This window comes from Ureaplasma ceti, assembly GCF_040369755.1.
Taxonomy (GTDB): Bacteria; Bacillota_I; Bacilli_A; order Mycoplasmatales; family Mycoplasmoidaceae; genus Ureaplasma; species Ureaplasma ceti.
Genome location: NZ_BAABQM010000001.1, coordinates 99,091 through 117,577, shown reverse-complemented (window position 1 = coordinate 117,577; position 18,487 = coordinate 99,091). Strand labels below are relative to the sequence as shown.

Below are 18,487 nucleotides of genomic sequence, written 5' to 3'. Positions count from 1 at the left end.
ATTACAGTGTCACCCTTTCTTTTTTACCCATTTTCTTGAATTTTCTTCAAGCGTAAACTAAGTATGAACATGCCATGATCAAGATGACCCCATTGAAGGCCATTAACATAACTAATAAGCCAATACATGAGTTGGCTGCATCTGGATTGATAGCACTTTGTGCCCCACCAGGTAAGTTCATACCCAAGTCAGTTTGTGAACATGATAAAACGGTTCATGTTGTGTTCCCGAAGTCAACAAAGGCAATCAAGGTCGCAACAAAGATCCCAAAAATAATCACGTCTCTTTGGAATTCTCTCTTATAGAATTCATCACTGAATTTAATATCATCAGTTAAATCTAATAATTGGTGGTTTAAATCTAAGTTATCGTAGAATCTAGCTACAGTTTTTCTTGTTCATTCACTACTATACACTTCTTGCATATTAGTTAAAGAAATCACGTGTACATCATCTACAGCTTCTCTATAGAAGAAGAATTTCTTTTTGATGTATCTTTGTTTCAAGTAAGCGGTTTGTCTTTGTAAAACATTTTTTTGTAAATTAATTGAAGCCACAAAGCCTTGAACTCACTTAAATGAAGATAATGCTTCCACGTTTTGTTGTGTACTTTCATTAATGATTAACACGTTTAGTTTATTGATTAACGCTAAGTAATTAAAGTTAGTTTCAAAAATCAATTCGTTAAATTTCTTAGTCGTAAATTCGTTGTCAGAAGTTTGTGAATTTTTCACAAACGCTAAGAATGATTGTTTAACGTGATCTAGTGAGGCGAAGATACAAGAATCATCGTATAACCCAAATAACCCAGGGTTAATTAAGTACATTAAGAAGAAGAATTGTAAAGGGTTATTCTTTACAAAATATGGTTTTAAGATTTCTTTAACTTCTTGCGTATTAAAGTGTAAGTTATTCACTGGTGCAGCCAAGTAAACGTCTTTAAATCCTAAGTTAAAGAAGTATTTTTCTTCGTATTTTTGACTGTGATTACGTTTTTGAAATTCTTTCGTAAAGTCAAAGTACATTAAGTATGTCACTAAAGAAGATAATTCATGTAACTCTTTAAAGTTATTAAGCGTTTTCGTCTTCACGTTTTTGTTGTAGTCTTTAGTTTTGAAATAGTTACTTAAAGATTGCACTAAAGAACATTGGTACAAATATAAAGTCACTAATTCTTTAAACAAATCATTCACATCTAAATCATGTAAACTTGCTTCTAAGTTGTGTGCGCCAATTGAAGTAGTGAAATTTGTGATAAAGATGTTTTTGATATAGTTGTAATAATTTTGTTTGTCTTTATTGAACTTTGTTAATAAATGGAAGTAACTAAATGGTGATAAATAAGTTTCAATAAAGTTGTTGATGAAATAGTAAATGTATTGGCTATCAATGTAACCAAAGTAGCTTTTATTAGCTGTATAGTTTGTTCAAATGAATGAGCCATACAATTGTTTTACTTCATCGTTGTAATTTACTGTAATTTCTACAGTTTTAAATAATTTTTTTAAAGTATTGCTTTGAGACAGATCTAATTCCAAGTTGTATCTAGATTTATCAGCAGTGTTTGCTTTGTTATAAAGGTTGTTGTTAATATCAAGAACTTTGATATCAGGAGTAAAGAGAATATTATTATTTTGAAGGTTAGAAGAGTTATGAGCTTTAGAATTAAATTCAGTTAAAGCTTGTTGAACAACTTCTTGAATTTCTTCGTTGTTTCTGTCAAATGCAAAACGACGCATTTGAACTTTTTTAATATAAAAGCTGAAGTTACAGCTCGTCTTTAAAGATGTATCTTGTAAGACTTGATTACAAGCTTGCATTAAAGTTTGTAATTCTAAATTGTGGTTGGTTTGTAGTTCTAACATTATCAGAAGTTTTGGATACCTTTTTCTTTTTCAACTTTTCTTTGCTTCAATAATTTCGTCAATGTATAAATCAACAAGATGGTAATAATAAATAAAATTCCCGTTACAAAGGCAACGAACCCATACAAAGTACCTTCACTAACAACTCATGGGGCCGGACTGTTTCCAGAACCCATACTTTGATAAATCGCAAACGTTGTATCGGTAAATCACATTAAAGAAACGAATAAGGCAACGATGAACCCAGTAGCAATTGAGTTTCTTTCAGCAATTAATTTACCAACTTCGTCTTCTGTTCTTACTTTTTTGATTAAGGCGTTTAAAGAAGTTGTGTACTTTAATTCAGTATCAACTTGGGTCATGACCGCTTTCATTGAATCGATTCCTGAAATAACTTGGAAACTGTCATATTCAATTTTTCTTAAATCTCTTAAAGCAACCCGGTAGCTAATACTTTTGTTCACCGCTTTAGTGTTAACAATAAAATTAACAAATTGGTTAATACCTTTTAAATTATTATGTTTGGCAATAACGAAAATAATGCCTCAAAGATAGTGTTTGAATAAACCGTTAAAGAGTTTATTGTGCGCGGCTGTAGTAGCTAATTCGGCGTTCATGTTATTTACTAATACATTATTTCTTAAGCTAAAGAAATAATTTAAATTAGCTTCTACAACATTTGTTTGTAAATCATAAATTGGTTGGGAATTTAAACGAATTTCACGTAAATTTTCGATTAAATCAGGATAATAAGCAAAGTTTTTTGATTCTTTTCCTAAAGAATATTTTTCGGGATAAAGCAATAGGTCGTTCAACATTACAATTTCTTGGTTTTGAATATTTTCAAAAATATTAGCTTTATCAAAAACTTGGTTTTTATAAATACCGGTATCTCAATCTTTATATAACACTTGGTAAACAGTAAAAATAGTAGAGATAAATAACTCGTTATTTTCGTATTGTTCCGTTACGACGTGTAAGTATTTATTTTGTTTCACTTCACTCACTAATTGTTGTTTTTTCTTGTTCAAAGCGATTTCTTTTTTAAAGTTCAATAACAATGAACTTAAGCTATGAACCGTGTCTAATCAATTAGTTGCACCTTTAGTAATCATTGGTTTCACATCACGCGCTAATTCTAATTTTCATGTTGTTGAAGTTTCTAAAGTTTGTTGTAGTCTCTTTAAAATCATCATGATCATTAAAGCGATGCTAGTGATGTTATAAAATAAATCATTTTTAATGTAATTTAATGTATTAGGATCACAATTTACTAACTTATCTTCCACCAAACGGCCTCATTGGTTAACTAAGTCGTTTAAAGTAATTTTGTAGAAGTTAGTGGAATTGAATTTATCAGTGTAGTCAACTTTGACTTGTTCGGACACACTGCAACTAGGTCTTTGTTCAAAGATTTCTAGTAAGTTGAAGAATGATAATGGTAATAATTGTTTTTCAATAAAGTGTTTCATTAAATCAATTAAATACACTTTATTTACTGCATCTAAAAAGGTTAAATTTTGGAATTCGAAGTTAATACCCACTGAGCCTTCTAACATTCTTTTTTTAGGAAAGAAGGTTGTGTAGAAGTCAAAGCTAGGTGTTAAATTACAAAATTGGTTGTTTAAATTGAATGTAGCTCTTAGTTGAGAAACGTGTTCAAATTTGTTAGAAATATCTACGTTTCAGCTACTTTCGTGACTTAAATCAGTTAAATAGTTATTACTATTTTCGATATTAATGAGTTCGAATAACTCTTCGTTATTCAACACATTGGCAATTCTCATTAAGCTGTAATTAATGGAGTTTTTAATTGCGGCTTGAATATCATTTCCTGCGACACTAGGGTTTCCATAATTTGCGTTAATTTTGTTAAATAGGAAAGGCAATAAAACCTTTGGTTTTAATGCAGTTAGCAGGATTTTGTTATCCATGATGAAATTAAATGCTTTCTACAGTGGTTTGTTTAGGTTCGCTTGATGTGTTGGGCGCAAAGAATCTCTTGTTACCCATGAATTTCACTTTTCAACCAATAATTTCTTTTCCTTTTTTATCGCTACCGTCAGCGCCAAGAGTTTGAAGAGAAGTGTAGCCAAAGTAAATGTTGGCATCTTTTCGCTTTTCAACATCTCTCAACTTCTTCCGTCTGATAATCAGATAAGCAAGGGTTGTGGCCAGAATAATGGTGTTAATGATGGCAAAGAAGGTTGCAACACCGATTGAGAAAAGAATTCATTGTCAAGTAATGTTTCCGTATGAACAAGGAGCAACGGAGAAGACACAAGCGAAGAAGTCAATATATCCAATAACTAAAGCGACAACGAAGGCCAAGACAATTGAAAGTCTTTCCCCTTGTCTCTTGTAGATTTCGTCTTCGTTTTTTACCCGAAGTGTTAGACTCTTTAGATTATCATGGAAGCTGTCTTTAGCATCGATTTGTGAAACAATATGTTTAATTTGGGGAATGCCGTTAAAGTGGTCATTTTCATTAAAGTCTAAACTGTGCAAATCACAAATTAATTTTCTAAAAGTAACAATTTTTCACTTTTGATTACTTCTAAATAAGTAGTTTGTAAAGTTTTCGATATCTTTTAATTCAATGATTTTAGATTGCAAGTAAATTTGAGCTCAGAAGTAGTAGTAATGCACTTTTTCTGTAGCACTATTAGATTCTTCAGTGGGGTTTTTTAAAATGATTACTTTATTGTTTTTAATTAAAGACATGTATCAGAAGTTCATTTCGCATAAAGCTTCTTCTAACTGTGCCTTTTTGTTTTGTTCAATGAAGTTTAATTCATCGTTTTGTTTATTTTCTTCAATTAAATCTACTAAAGTTTGGTAATTCATTTGGAATAAGTTGTCGTTACCTAAACCGAATGAGTTAGGGAATAATAAAACGGCTAAGATTGAAGATAAGTTTTTGTTTTTGATAAGTTCGTTAATATCTAAAAAGACTTGTTGTTCGTTTAAAGTCAATTCGTAGAATTCAATTGGTAAAGCAATTGTGTAGTTATCGAACTTATAGTATGATTGGTTACCTTGGGTTCTGATGGTATTAATATCAGTTTCTTGGTTTAAATAATTAATTAAACATCTTAAGTCTTCGATTTGGTTTTGGTCATCATTATGAATTAATGATAATTTCTTGTTTTGCTCTTCTAGTAAACTAGCAGCATTATCGCAAGTGAAGTATTCATCGATTTGTTCCAAAATGTGAATCATCACGAAAATTAAGATTAAGAATGTTTCAAAGAACTTTGTTTTATTAGTGTTAATGTATTGAATTTCTGGATCACTACTTGTCAAGTCATAGCTTGATTCAAGTAATTGGAATCATTTGCTTTTGTATTCTTCAAATAATGCTTTTTCACTTTTAAAAATACTTAATAGCGAAGGCATGTTTAAAGGGAAGATTTGGGTTTGTAAGAATGTGTTCACTAAGTTTAAGAAGTAGTAAGTGTTCACAATGTTTTTCTTAACTTTATTGACCCCAAATGATCTTCACACGAAACCACCAGTAATGTGTCTTGTTTCGTGGTCTAGATAGAAGGATAAGTCAATTCCTTCTGCAATATCAGATAAGTAGTTGTTGTCATCGAATTCCATGCTGTAAGAAAATAACATGTCGTCGTGCACGTTACCTAGAACTGATTGCAAATTTTTGTTTACTGATTCTTTTAGGTATAGGTTATTTTGGTAGCTGTCAATACCTTGTTTTTTAAAGAATTCGTTTTTAGAAGCACCTGTTATAGAAACGATTTTGTTAAGAATCAAGTTGATGTTGTTCTTCACGTTGTTTCTATCTAATAAAAATTCAAGGTTTAATAATTTGGCATCATTTTTATTTGATTTTTGAGACTTGATGTCATCTAAACCTTCATCATGGGTAGCAAAGAATAAAGAATTCACGTTTCTAATGTAGAACGGGAACACGTTATTAAACTCGAACCCACTGAAATTATTATTGCGATTCATAAAAACTCCTTTCTACTGAGAAAATAGTTCATTAAGGAACTTAAGAGGCACACTTGCTCAAAAGTTCTCATTATTTATATAAGAAAAAATAATATTTGACATGAAAAAGGTATATCAAAAAACACGTAATTTCGTGTTCTACGAAAAAATGTAAAATTGTTCTACTATTTTACTTATTTTTTAAAAGAAATCTGCTATGTTTTTTCGTTATTTTTTTAATGAGGATAGATGAGTAATATATTACTCATCCATCAATAAGGAGGCTTTTATGGAAAATAAACATGTAGCTAAACAATTATTTTGTCAGTACTTTCAACAGTGAATTCACGTCTATAAAGAGGGAGCTATTCGCCCTGTTACTTTAAAGAAATATTGAATGACGTACAAATGATTAACTAAATTAATTCCGGATTTAAAAATTTCCGAATTAACTCGAATTAGTTATCAAACACTATTAAATGAATACGCGTTAACGCACGAAAGACAAACCACTTTAGACTTTCATCGGCAAATTAAAGGCTGTATTTTAGACTGTTTAGAAGAAGGTTTATTAACAAAAGATCCGACTCGTAAAGCCATCATTAAAGGAGTGGTCAGTAGACATAAAAAACCTAAATTTCTTAACCAATTTCAACTCCAAACTTTATTAAATCACCTTAATTTAAACCATGAAATTAATTGAGATTATTTAATTTTATTAATAGCTAAAACAGGACTAAGATTTTCTGAAGCTTTAGCTTTAACACCACAGGATTTTGATTTTAAAACTCAGACTTTAAGTGTGAATAAAACTTGAGATTACAAAAATCACACTGGATTTTTACCTACCAAAAATAAAAGTTCAGTGCGTAAAATTACTATTGATTGGATGATTAGTATGCAATTTATTAATTTAATTAAAGATAAAGCGATAGATTATCCTATTTTTATAAAACCTAGGCAGTGTGTTTATAATGCTACAATTAACGAACGTTTACAAAAACTGTGTAAACATGCTAATATCCCTGTTATTTCCATTCATGGTCTAAGACATACACACGCCTCTCTTTTGTTGTTTGCTGGGGTTTCTATGGCGTCGGTAGCACAAAGGTTAGGACACTCTAGTATTAATACCACTCAAAAAACTTATATTCACGTAATTCAAGAGTTAGAAAATAAAGATGTGGATCTTATTATGAGAACACTTACTGCACTAACTTAATAAACAAAAAATGAGACGTCTTTTAAACATCTCATTTTTAAGCTAAATTTTGTAACCAATAATTTCTTGCGACACAGTCGCTAAAGTTATATCATCAATTTCGCTGATAGATAACAAGCTCACCGTATTAGTACGGGGATTAAAAAAACCTAAACTAGTTAGTTGCTGATAGATGTTTGAATCTTCAGAATGTAACCCCATCAAATAATACATTAAAAGTTGTAAAGTGTGTACTTTTGTAAAACTGCGATTATCCTTTAATACCTTTAAATCTCATAACGTTTCTGCAGTTAAAAAATCACCATCACCAGTCGTAACTTTAGGTGTGTAGGCACCAGGAAAGATAAACCCTTCCATAACTATTGGCCCGTATTTTTTAAAAAACTGTACCATCCTGTTCATCATTATTTGAATGTGTTGAATAGTCTTAGAATCCGGTTGAATTTTAGAGACAGGAAAATAAGTTTTTACGCCGGCACGAAAAGCAGTATCAAAACCTGCTAGCTGACAAGCAGCAATAATCGTGTCAGAATCATTTATGTTCTTAATTTGTTGTACTAAACCCGACGCTTGCTTTACATGCATTTTAGTGAAATAAAATTTATCCAAACATTTTGCACCTTGCAAAGAGATAATAAAAGCGTTTTCGGCGTCGTTTGTCAAATAAAACCGAGTTAAATAGTCAATAGTCATGCCAACTAAACTAGCTGGAATATTTTCTTCTTCAGGATTTAAATAATCGTATTCGTCGCTTAAAAAAATATTTTGAAACTTTTGTGGCGATAAATATCCACCGTAAGGTTGCTTAACCGTTTTACAAATTTGAGTAACTGATGGCATTATATATACTTTATCCTTTAAAAAGTAAAAACTCCTCCCAGAGGAGAAGTTATAGTTTTATAAGATTATTTTATTACTTTAGCGTATTCCACAGCAATTAAGGCAGCTACTTTAGCGTTATTAAATACTAATTGAATATTAGTTTCTAATGATCTTGAGGCTGTTTTTTCTACGATAGTTTTCAGTAAGAATGGGGTAATTTCTTTTCCATTAATATTTTGTTGAACACTATCTGCAATAGCTTGATCAATAACTGCACCAATTTCTTCGTTTGGAATTGAATATTGTTCAGGAACCGGATTAGCCACTAAGATACCAGAATTTAAAATATCTCATTTAGCATTCATAATATGAGCTACTTCGTTAGCGTTATTAACTGAATGAACTACATCTAAATCTGAGGTATTAGAATAGAATGCTGGAAGTTTTTTAGTTTGGTAGCCTAAAACTTCTACCCCTTTAGTTTCTAAGTATTCTAAAGTTAAAGGAATATCTAAAATAGCTTTAGGTCCAGCACAGACTACTAAAATTTTATGGTTGCCTAAAACTTCTAAATCGTTACTAATATCGAAAGTTTGTTGTGCATTTCTGTGTACACCACCAATTCCTCCGGTAGCAAACACTTTAATACCTACCATTTCACTAATTAGTGATGTAGTAGCTACAGTTGTAGCACCAGTCTTCTTTAAGCCGATAACATAACCTAAGTCACGTGTGCTAGTCTTAATTACGTTGTCTGCTGTTGCTAAGTATTCTAAATCAGCATCAGATAAACCGACCTTAACAACGCCGTTGATAATAGCAATAGTTGCTGGTACAGCGCCATTTTCTCTTACAATAGCTTCACATTGTTTAGCCATTTGTACATTTTGCGGATAAGGCATACCGTGAGAAATAATTGTTGATTCTAAACTTACAACTGGTAAGTTATTTGCGATTGCATCTTGAATTTCTTTTAAAATTTCGATTTTCATTTTAACACCTCATTTTCAAGTAATTTAGGAGATAATTCAGGATTATTAGTGTATGGCGATTCTAAAGTAATCTTAGATGCAGCGGTTGCATATTTCAATAAATCTAGATGGCACGCATCTGCGTATAAAAAACCACTTATAAAAGCATCGCCAGCTCCAGAAACACTTTTTACCTTTACAGGAATTGTAGTTTCAAATTGATAAGTATTATTTACTTTAGTTGTGTAGTAATAGCTGCCATTAGCACCATCAGTGATCAAAGCACTTCTAATTGAAGAGTTATATAATTTTGTCCACATCTCATCTAAAGTCTTTACCTTAAATAAAGTTAAAGCTTCCAATTTATTCATTTTAATATGCTGTACTTTATCTAAAAAGGGTAAAATTTTGACTACTTTATGAGCAGATACTGCTTCAAAATAAACATTATCAAACGTTTCCATAATGTACTTTATAACATCAGCATTTAAAGTCGCGTCGCAAACGACATAATCATATTTTCTTTTATCTAATCCATACGTTTGCAATGAATCAATTGTAATTCGCTTAACGCAAACCATATCATTAATTGCCACAATCATTTCTTTATGATCATTTAAGACCGATAAATATGTGTCAGTTTTGTTATTTACTTCTTGATAATAAGGTGTTATGTTTAAAGATTTAACGTAATCTACACCTAATTTACCATTTTGATCAGAACCTACATTAAAGACAAAGTCAACTTCAAAACCTAATCTAACTAAATTTTCAGCAATGTTCTTAGCTACTCCACCAAAATTTTGATAAATTTTTCCTGGATTAGAATCAGCTAGTATAACTTCTTCTTCAGCAGCAGCATTAATATCAATATTAAATGCGCCAATAACTAAAATTTTCACTAAATATACCTCACCTTTATATAAAAATATTTTATACAACAATTGGTAAATCGCACCTTTTTTTATGTGTTTTATTGTACAAAAAAAGAAGTCCCCTTTAAAGGACTCCTTTTTTTAAAAATTAATTATTTATTAAAACCGAAAATGTTAAGGTGAGCGTAAGCTACATTAGCACCTGTACCAATTTGTAAAGGAATTGAAATTTCGCCTTTTTGTGCATTGAAATTCATTGTGTTATTGAAGTCAGTGATGCTGTGGCTAATTAATTTAGTAACTTCATTTACAAATGGTTTAAATTCCTTATCAGCGATTCAAGCTTCGAATTTATTAGTATGTTCGTATTTTACTAATTGTTCATTTAAATGATTGCTAAAGTTTTCTAATCATACTTCTTTATCTTGAACGGTTTGTGGTAAGTTTGCTAATTTAGTTCCTTGAACATTTAAATGTAAATCATTAAACATATTTGTCATAAAGTTAGCCAATTGAGTGTTAGCTTCTTTGTATGAAACTGTTTTAAAGCCTTCGATTTTAATTGTAGCTTTTGCCGCATTAGCACCTTGACCAATTACGATTGGTACATTAATTTCACCTTGTGTGCCATTTACAGATACTACACTATTAATTCCGTTAATTACTGAGTTAAAAATAGTTTCAGCAGTGTTGTAAACTTGGATACCTTTATTAACATCATTTATTAAAGCTTCAGCAAAGTTAACAATTGCATAAGCTTCTGGATAAGCTGTTAATAACGTATTGATAATTGTTTTTACAACTGGATAGTTTAATGGTGACTTTGGTCCAAAGATATAGTTGTAGTATTCTAAGACTTTGTTCATGTCTTTGACAAAGCTGTTATTTGCTACTGTAGAATCGTGACTAAATTCACTAATTAGAGTTAACACTGTACCTAAATTTGATAATTTAGTATTTGCAACTGATAAAATACCTAATTTGTTAATAACGTTAGCAACATCATCTAATAAGTATTGATTCTTTTGTTGTTGTGTTAAAACATTGTTGTTTGGTAAGAATAATGTTAATGGAATTGTTACATCTTGGCCTTTGTATTCCATTTGTCATGGTAAATTTAATACTTGTGTTTTTGGATTAAATGTAGCATGGACGATTGATTTCTTAAAGTCTTGGAAGAAAGCTTCTAAGCCTTCTAAAATTAATTGACCATCATGTTCTAAACCAGCTTTGCTGTTTAATCCTAAGTCAGTTAGAATGCTATTAATTGCATTTTTTAAGTGTTGAGCAGCAAATTCAGCTTCAGCTTTTGCATGACTTGTTAAACTTGAAGTGATAACTTTAGCATTCTTTAATAAAGCATTAACATCACTTTCCATTTTGTTTACATTAGCAATAATTTGTTCTTTTGTTTGAGCAAAAGAATGAGCGTCGTGATTTAATACTTCTTTAAACTCATGTTCGATATTGTTAAATGATGCTTTTAAACTAGTACTTTTTACATCTACTTCATGTTCAATGTGTTTAAAATGGCTTTTAAACATTTGTTCTACATTGTTCATGTCATGGTGAACATCATTAGTTAAATGGTTTCATTCACTTTTTGCATGGTTAAAGAATCCTTCAAATGAGAAAAATTCTGCAGCTTTCATTGTTTGCAATGTGTTGCTGTCTTGGTGAACTTTCACAGTTTGAGTTGTTTGAGTTGTGCAAACAACAGTTGGAACTACTACGGCTGTAGTCATTAAGGCAACTCCAGCAAGTGCGAATCCGATTTTAAAATTTTTGGTTAGTTTGTGCATTGTTTAATTCTTCCTATATTTTGAAATCTAAAACAACTAATTAAATTATAAATCTTAAACACAAATTAAGAACTAACATGATAGTCTTAAAAAATAAATAATTTCTTTATTTGCACACAAAATAAATTTTTAGTTTTTATCTTATTTTTCTAATTAAACTATTTAAATCGTTGCATAGGTAATTTAAATTATGTTTAAGCTCAACCATTAGCAACTAATCTTCCTTTTTTATTAATCAATAAGCTAAAATTCCTAAAAAATCTGTTAAACAACTTTCAAAAGCAATAGTGGAGTCAGAAGTTAACGTAATTGCATGAGTAGCCTCATGTAATAAAACCCCTAACAATTCTGATAAATTACTTAGATCTCTTCTTACAATAAGAATTTCTTTCGAACAATAATTAGTTAAACCCTCATATTCTGGATGACTATCTATAATTATCCATTTATACTCATCTAAATATTGTTTTTGTAGTGATAGTTCATTATTAAAAATTAATTTTTTGCGTAATTCGTGAATAAATTTTTGTCCTAATAATCAGTTTTGTTTTTCGACTTCATTCAATTCTTCTACACTAACTTCTATTGGTTTGTAGGCATCGATTTTGTTTCTTCATCAAGCACTAATTGTATAGTCATTATTTTGTTTACTTAAACTGCTGTAATCTTTTTGGTTGAACACTAAAATTTCTTTGCCATCTTTTTCAGCATATTGTAAATACTTCGCACAGTTAGGATCTTGCACTTGTTCTTCAGACACAATTAGATATTTATTGTTTACTTTTGTTAAGTGTTCGAAAATAAGTTTTTTCACGTCGATAAAACTTCACTCATTGTTTTCTGTATCATCTTTATGCTGTAAAATGTATTGAAAAACATCATCTCTTTGTGAGTCGTTATCAATGTTTAATAAAATATTGAGAACACAATCACGATATGCATCTCGTGATACATTTTTTCTTTCTCTGTTTAAATTCTTCTTTAACAATTTATTGGGAGAAGTGATGTTATAAGAAAAAAGTAGTCCACTATCTTCAGAAATTTTTAAACCATTTAAATAAATTGAACTATTAGACGTTTGATAAATTTCACCTTTATTCGATGTTGCTACTGGCCTAACGTTTTGAAATGCCAAAAATAAACTCATTGCTTTTTCATAATCCGCAACAGATAATCCATGTAATTCAATTTTAGTTCCAACAGAAATTAAAGAATATATATCGTATTTGATGTATATTGTTTTCATTTCTTCCTCAATACCAGTTTTTTGACGAATGATTGGTAAGAAAGTACCGTATTTAGACATAATTGATACTTGTATCTTGTTTCGGTTTAAAACGGCTAAAGCATCTTTTAATCCAATACCAAATTTACCAATTACATCAGTTCTTTCGTTCTTTTCCAAACTTTCATTTTGTACAAAATCACTTGGTTTAATGCCTCTACCATAATCTTGAATTATGCAAGTTTGTTGGGTTTTATCGTAACAAACTTGAATGTCTTGGGTTTGTGAAATTAAACGTTCGTCTAATGCGTTAGCAATTAATTCACGTACTGCATCAGCTGGTGTTCAATCACTTAAAATAGTTTTGATATTTAAATCAATTAATTGTTTTTCATATTCTTTCATTGTTGGTTCACCATCAATTAAATATTAATATTTCGTCTAAATTATAAGTTAATACTTATACAAAATAATTAATGGAACTATATAGATTATTACTAGAAAAAGAAAAAAAGAACTCATGAGAGAGTTCTTAATTATTAGGAATAAATTTAAGCAAATTTAATTTTAATTTTTTCTGATTTTACAGAATCTTCATCTAATTCGATTGGTGATCCGGCCGTTAATTTAGCTTCCACTGGTTCTTTAGTATCAACTAATTCATCAATTCTTCTAGTGATTTTCTTTTCAATACTAAAGTTTTCAATTTTATTTTGAACAGTTTGAACGTGTCTATGTAGGACAAGTTCAGCTTTGTCATAGATTCTTAAAGCTCTTTTTTCAATTTCTTGTGCCAATGATAAAATTTCATCTAAATTATTCTTGATGTAAGTTAAAGAATTACTTAAAATGCTGTTTTTAAATTCTTCAAATTCATCTAGAATTTCTTGTTGATTTTTGAAGTTAATAGCTTCGATGGCTACTTCTTTATTTTTTAAAGCTAAGGTTCTAATGATTGTTAATAAAGACACCATACCAAATGGTCTTACCATAATGATATTTGGATATCTTGGATCGCGTTTAATAATGAATTCATCTTGACGTTCTAGTTCAGTAACTAAGATAGCTAAATCAGCGCCTTTTTTAATTCTATCTTTTTCTAATTTATCTAAATGATCAACGTTTTTCTTTCTATTCTTGTCGTCTGAATCAGCCGCTTCAGTTTTCATTTCTAAAACTGCTTTAACTAATAACGGGTTGTCTTTAATTTTCGTGTCATTCAAATCGTGAGCGTAAACTTTGAAAATAAAGTCAGCTTTAGTACCTTCTTTAACTTCGTTATCTTTTACAAACTCAGAATCTGTTAAAATTTGACCTAAACTATTTTGGTACATTGTAAAACATTCTTGTTCTAAAGTTTCACCTAAAAGCTTAACGCTCTTAGTGTGTTTGAAAGTTAGTTCAGCAATTTCGTCGTCTTTTTGTTTCAATTCATATCTGTGTTCTTCTTGCACACTAGATAATTGTTGAGCGTAAGTTTCTTTTAATTGTTGTTCTTGTTTATTTAAGGCTAATTCTAATTTAGTACGGAATTGTTCTTGTTGGATATTATTTTGAGCTTTCAATTCAAAATATTGTGTTTCTACTTTCTTTAAATTCATAAAGTCAGTAGATTGTCTAAATTCATTTATTGCTTGCGTTTTAGCTTCTTGAACTTTAATCACTGTTTCTGTTTGAATTTTAGACAATTGTTCTTTTAATTGTTCTTTAGTTTGGACCAATTCTTTGTATTCACTAGATTCTTTGTACTTATCTAACGCTAATTGTTCAGCGGTTTGTAATTGAATATTTAATTTAGAATTTGCTAATTTTAAATCATTATTTTCAACACTCATTTTTTCTTGACTGTTTTTTAAATTAAGGTATTCATTAGAACGTCTAAAAGCTTGTTCAGCTTCTAATTTCGTTGTTTTAGTCAATTCATTCATTTTTTGTTGATCTAATTTGCTCTGATTTTGAGCATCAGTTAAGCTCTTTTGTAAATTTAAGTATTCGTTACCGTTTTTGTATTCATTAATAATGTTTTGACGGTATTTGCTATCAACTTCAGCACGAACATAATCGCTAAAATCACTTAATGAATCTAATTCAATGTAGTCGCCTTGAGTGACTGAATCGCTTAAAATAATAATTTTTTTGCTATCTTTATCGTAGAAAGCATTCACTTTTTTTGCCATATTTTACCTCTTTTAAATGGATTGAATAAGCTCACCTAAAGAATGTAAATCCATTCCTTGGTTTTTATCTAACTGAGAAGTTGAGCCGTGACCCACAAAGTCTTTGTAGTGGAAACTATAAACTTTTTTAGTTAATTGGTGTTGAGCGATGTATTTATAAACATCTGCCACTAAACCACCATCTCCATAAATCCGTTCATAGCAAACAATGTTGTCGTATTTATTACATAATTCTGCTAAATAGTTTTGGTCATAATTATGTAAATAAGTTGCACAAACTAAGTCAGCTGGTAAATTTTGGGCTTGTAAGTATTCATAGATTGCGTCAGTGTAAGGACCATAAGTTAACACTACCGTTTTATACCCTTGGCTTAACACCGTTTCTCATGAACCGGGTTTAATTATATAACTAGAATTAACATCTATATTTACAAACGGAGACTTAGGATATCTAATCGCAAACATGCCTTTTTCATTCTCGTAAGATAAGTTAATGAGTTGGTCTAATTGTACAAAATTTCTTGGGGAAGTAATTGTAACATTAGGCATACTTTTTAAGTAGTTAACATCAAAAATTCCGTGATGACTCGGTCCGTCACCACCTGATAAATCTGCACGGTCTAATAAGAATGTCATGTTTAAATTGAAACGCGCTACATCATGTACTAATTGATCGTAACTACGTTGTAAAAAAGTTGAATAAAACAAGTTATAAACCTTTAAGCCCTTCAGAGCCATTCCTGATGCTTTAGACACTGTATGTTCTTCATTAATACCAGTATCTTGATAGTGAGGAAGTTTATCTAATAACATTTGGTTAAAACCACTACCTAAATTCATAGCAGGGTTTAAAATTCTTAGTTTTGTGTCTTCTTTAATTTTTTGGTTTAAATTTTGGTAAGCAATAGTTCCAAATGATGGTTTTGCTTTTAAAGAATTAGAGTGATAATTTCCAATTCAATCTTGTTCTGCTGGACTTAAACCCTTGCCTTTATTAGTGCGACAATGTAGTAATACTGGTCCCTTAGCAGCTAATTGTTTAGCTTGTTTTAAGTATTCATCTACAACGGTTAAATCATTACCGTCAATCGGACCTAAATATTGTAAGTTTAGTTCAGTAAAAATATTTTTATTTACTGCATCAGTTTGTAATTGGTTAATGTTTTTGGCGAACTGCCCCACCGCTTTTGAAATACTCATCCCGTTATCATTTAGCAAAATAATTAACGGATCTTGACTAGTACCTAAATCATTTAAAGCTTCAAATGCCACCCCGTTAGTTAATGCTGCATCACCAATAATAGCAACATGATATTTATCGTTTTGGTAAATTCCGTCAGGATTTTTATTAACATCGGCGATAGCTTGATACATCCCGTCTAAAACACTAATAGAATTACTACTATGACCCGGTGAGTAATGGTCGTAGGGCGATTCAAACATATCTAGTAAGCCACTTAATCCGTTATCTGAACGAATTGTAGCAATCCTATCTTTTCTATCAGTCAGCATTTTATGTACATAACTTTGGTGGCCTGTATCATAAATAACGACATCGTGTAGTAAATTAAAGTTTAATAAAATAGCCAAAGTAATTTCCACAATCCCTAAATTAGAAGATAGGTGAATTTCTTTGGTTTGAGATAAAGTAATCAAGTAACTACGTACTTCTTGCGCTAATTGACGTAGTTCTTGAAACGAAAGATTTTTAAGGTCTGCAACCCCTTGGTAACCTTTCAAGATATTTATAGTATCGATTGGTTCCATGGTTTTAATTCATTTCTTTGAAGTTTTTATTAATTAAGAAGGTCAAATCATTAAAACTAGTCGGTAAAATTTTCTTTAAAATGTTTTGACAATTTTTGAAATATTCTAATGTAATTTCAATTTGTTCGATGCGGTTATCTAAATCAACATCAGTTTTCTTAGCAAATAAGCTCCGCTTTTTAATGGGCTCAATATTATTGTTCACAATAACAAACGCTAAGTAATTATAAATTAATTCGTAAATTGTTTTGGCATCGCCAATAAAGTTAATTAAAAACTTGTTAAAAATTAAACTAATTGTATAAATGATATGGGTACTTCTTAACAACATGTCTTTAGATTCTAAATTCAGTTTATCATCAAAGACTAATTCGTTCGGATTATGTGAACCGATAAAGGTTTTACCGAAAATATTTTTAGTATAGTTGTTTTGTGTCGATAGTAAAAATAAGGTAACACCTTTTAATAAGGCAAAATAATTATCTTTACTTAACTTATTAATATCAAAGTCATCTCCAAAATTTTCTACCCGATAAAAATATAAAAATCCGTGAAAAAAATTGATAATTTGGTTACCAATTTTTGTATTTAAAATTTGACTAAATGGTGCTAAGGCATACTCTTGGTTCATATATTGAATGAAAGCATCGTAGTAAGGTTTAAAAGCTTTGTGAGCCTTATGTAAAGGTTTATTAAATCTATCTAGTTTCATGTTTTAATCCGTTTTGTTCGTCTACAATTTTTTCAATTTCTTCTTTCAAGAAGTTTAAAATCCCTTTAATTTGTGATAATTCCACTCTGGTTGGACCTAATACAGAAATTTCTCTTTGAACGTTATTAGCCAATCTAATGCTTGTAGAAGCCACCAAGATTGTATTATGGTTGTTTTCGTCAGGACTCTTAAATTCGATTCTAACGTTGTTATCGCTTTCTACTTTGTTTAATTCATTTTCGTCAGCTCTTTCAAAATCACTTTCTAATTGTTTTCAAATGTTACCATTTTCTAACATCGTTAAGATCTTTTGTAAAAAATCAGAGTCTTTAAATTCTTCGTAATTAAACAAGTTAGCCATTCCGATCACTTTGGGTTGTGTGGCGCATTTAATTGTTGTATCAAATAACTTACGAATAATTTCTTTTGTAATGTAATCGTATTCTTTTACCCGTTCACGAATGATGGGCTGTACTTCTGCCAGTTTTTCGTCTAAGTTAATTAACTTTGTACCCACTAAGTGTTTATTAAATAGTTTAATACACGTTTTTACGTCATTAAATTGACTTTGGTTTTTAATTTGGATAAAAGTTTTATAAACGTTGGCAAAGCTAGTAACCACCATTAAAATGGCGTTAGTATCATCTAACTGTACCATACTCACTTCTCTTAAATTTTCGGATAGGTTGTAAGTACTGCTCACACTTGGTAGTTTAGTGATATCCGATAACATGGTTAAAGCATCAGAAAATACTTGGTCAATACTTTCTTCGCGTTTAATAAAAATCGATTTTAATCTACCTTCAATTAAAGCGTCAATTTGGGGTAAGGCCATGTTTTTGTTGTAGTATTCTAATCCTAATTTAGAAGGAATCCGACCACTAGAGATATGGGTTTTTTCAATTAAACCATTTTTTTCTAAAAAACCCATTTCGTTTCTAATAGTTTGAGCGGATACTTTTAGGTTATAGTTTTGGGCAACTAATTTAGAAGAAATCGGTTCCCCGTTAGCTGTATATTCATCCACGATGATTTTTAAAATATTAAACTGTCTCTCAGTTAATTTCATTTTCCACTCCGTTTCTGCTCAAAGTTA

Annotated in this window: 13 protein-coding genes; 1 reads left to right on the top strand and 12 read right to left on the bottom strand. The window is 30.2% G+C overall.

The window, feature by feature from the left end; all coding sequences use genetic code 4:
• Nucleotide 1: 1 nt before the first annotated feature.
• The 3 genes from ABWU82_RS00390 to ABWU82_RS00380 are packed head-to-tail and all read right to left on the bottom strand — an operon-like array spanning nt 2 to nt 5,839.
• Nucleotides 2-1,864, bottom strand: coding sequence for a hypothetical protein (locus tag ABWU82_RS00390; RefSeq protein WP_353289533.1), 1,863 nt, complete (start codon nt 1,862-1,864; stop codon nt 2-4).
• The gene (locus ABWU82_RS00385; protein WP_353289532.1) at nt 1,864-3,798 is read right to left on the bottom strand and encodes a hypothetical protein; all 1,935 of its coding nucleotides are present in this window, start codon (nt 3,796-3,798) and stop codon (nt 1,864-1,866) included. Before ABWU82_RS00385 ends, ABWU82_RS00390 begins: the two co-directional genes overlap by 1 nt.
• Nucleotides 3,799-3,805: 7 nt before the next feature.
• On the bottom strand, nt 3,806-5,839 hold the full coding sequence (locus ABWU82_RS00380; RefSeq protein ID WP_353289531.1) for a hypothetical protein: 2,034 nt from the start codon (nt 5,837-5,839) through the stop codon (nt 3,806-3,808).
• 268 nt (nt 5,840-6,107) lie between these two features.
• On the opposite strand from ABWU82_RS00380, the gene ABWU82_RS00375 reads away from it, so the two are divergent.
• A complete protein-coding gene (locus ABWU82_RS00375; RefSeq protein ID WP_353289530.1) occupies nt 6,108-7,040 on the top strand; it encodes a site-specific integrase in 933 nt (310 codons plus the stop codon).
• 42 nt (nt 7,041-7,082) lie between these two features.
• Here the strand turns inward: ABWU82_RS00375 and ABWU82_RS00370 are convergent, their stop codons facing one another.
• From ABWU82_RS00370 to hrcA, 9 genes are all read right to left on the bottom strand, one after another.
• The gene (locus ABWU82_RS00370) at nt 7,083-7,880 is read right to left on the bottom strand and encodes a hypothetical protein (protein WP_353289529.1); all 798 of its coding nucleotides are present in this window, start codon (nt 7,878-7,880) and stop codon (nt 7,083-7,085) included.
• 65 nt (nt 7,881-7,945) lie between these two features.
• The gene (locus tag ABWU82_RS00365; protein WP_353289528.1) at nt 7,946-8,854 is read right to left on the bottom strand and encodes a pseudouridine-5'-phosphate glycosidase; all 909 of its coding nucleotides are present in this window, start codon (nt 8,852-8,854) and stop codon (nt 7,946-7,948) included.
• Entirely contained in the window at nt 8,836-9,735 is a 900-nt protein-coding gene (locus tag ABWU82_RS00360) for a PfkB family carbohydrate kinase (RefSeq protein WP_353289527.1), read from the bottom strand. Before ABWU82_RS00360 ends, ABWU82_RS00365 begins: the two co-directional genes overlap by 19 nt.
• A 125-nt stretch (nt 9,736-9,860) precedes the next feature.
• The gene (locus tag ABWU82_RS00355) at nt 9,861-11,510 is read right to left on the bottom strand and encodes a hypothetical protein (protein WP_353289526.1); all 1,650 of its coding nucleotides are present in this window, start codon (nt 11,508-11,510) and stop codon (nt 9,861-9,863) included.
• 214 nt (nt 11,511-11,724) lie between these two features.
• Nucleotides 11,725-13,140 carry an ATP-binding protein gene (locus ABWU82_RS00350; protein WP_353289525.1) on the bottom strand — a complete coding sequence of 472 codons (1,416 nt, stop codon included), beginning with the start codon at nt 13,138-13,140 and terminating at the stop codon, nt 11,725-11,727.
• Nucleotides 13,141-13,286: 146 nt separating this feature from the next.
• Complete coding sequence (locus tag ABWU82_RS00345; RefSeq protein WP_353289524.1) at nt 13,287-14,912, bottom strand: DUF2130 domain-containing protein; 1,626 nt, start codon at nt 14,910-14,912, stop codon at nt 13,287-13,289.
• Nucleotides 14,913-14,924: 12 nt separating this feature from the next.
• A complete protein-coding gene (locus ABWU82_RS00340) occupies nt 14,925-16,679 on the bottom strand; it encodes a 1-deoxy-D-xylulose-5-phosphate synthase (RefSeq protein ID WP_353289523.1) in 1,755 nt (584 codons plus the stop codon).
• 4 nt (nt 16,680-16,683) lie between these two features.
• Nucleotides 16,684-17,391 (bottom strand): hypothetical protein, encoded by a 708-nt coding sequence (locus ABWU82_RS00335; RefSeq protein WP_353289522.1) that lies wholly within the window; start codon nt 17,389-17,391, stop codon nt 16,684-16,686.
• Nucleotides 17,378-18,460, bottom strand: coding sequence for a heat-inducible transcriptional repressor HrcA (gene hrcA, locus ABWU82_RS00330; protein ID WP_353289521.1), 1,083 nt, complete (start codon nt 18,458-18,460; stop codon nt 17,378-17,380). Before hrcA ends, ABWU82_RS00335 begins: the two co-directional genes overlap by 14 nt.
• Nucleotides 18,461-18,487: the final 27 nt, after the last annotated feature.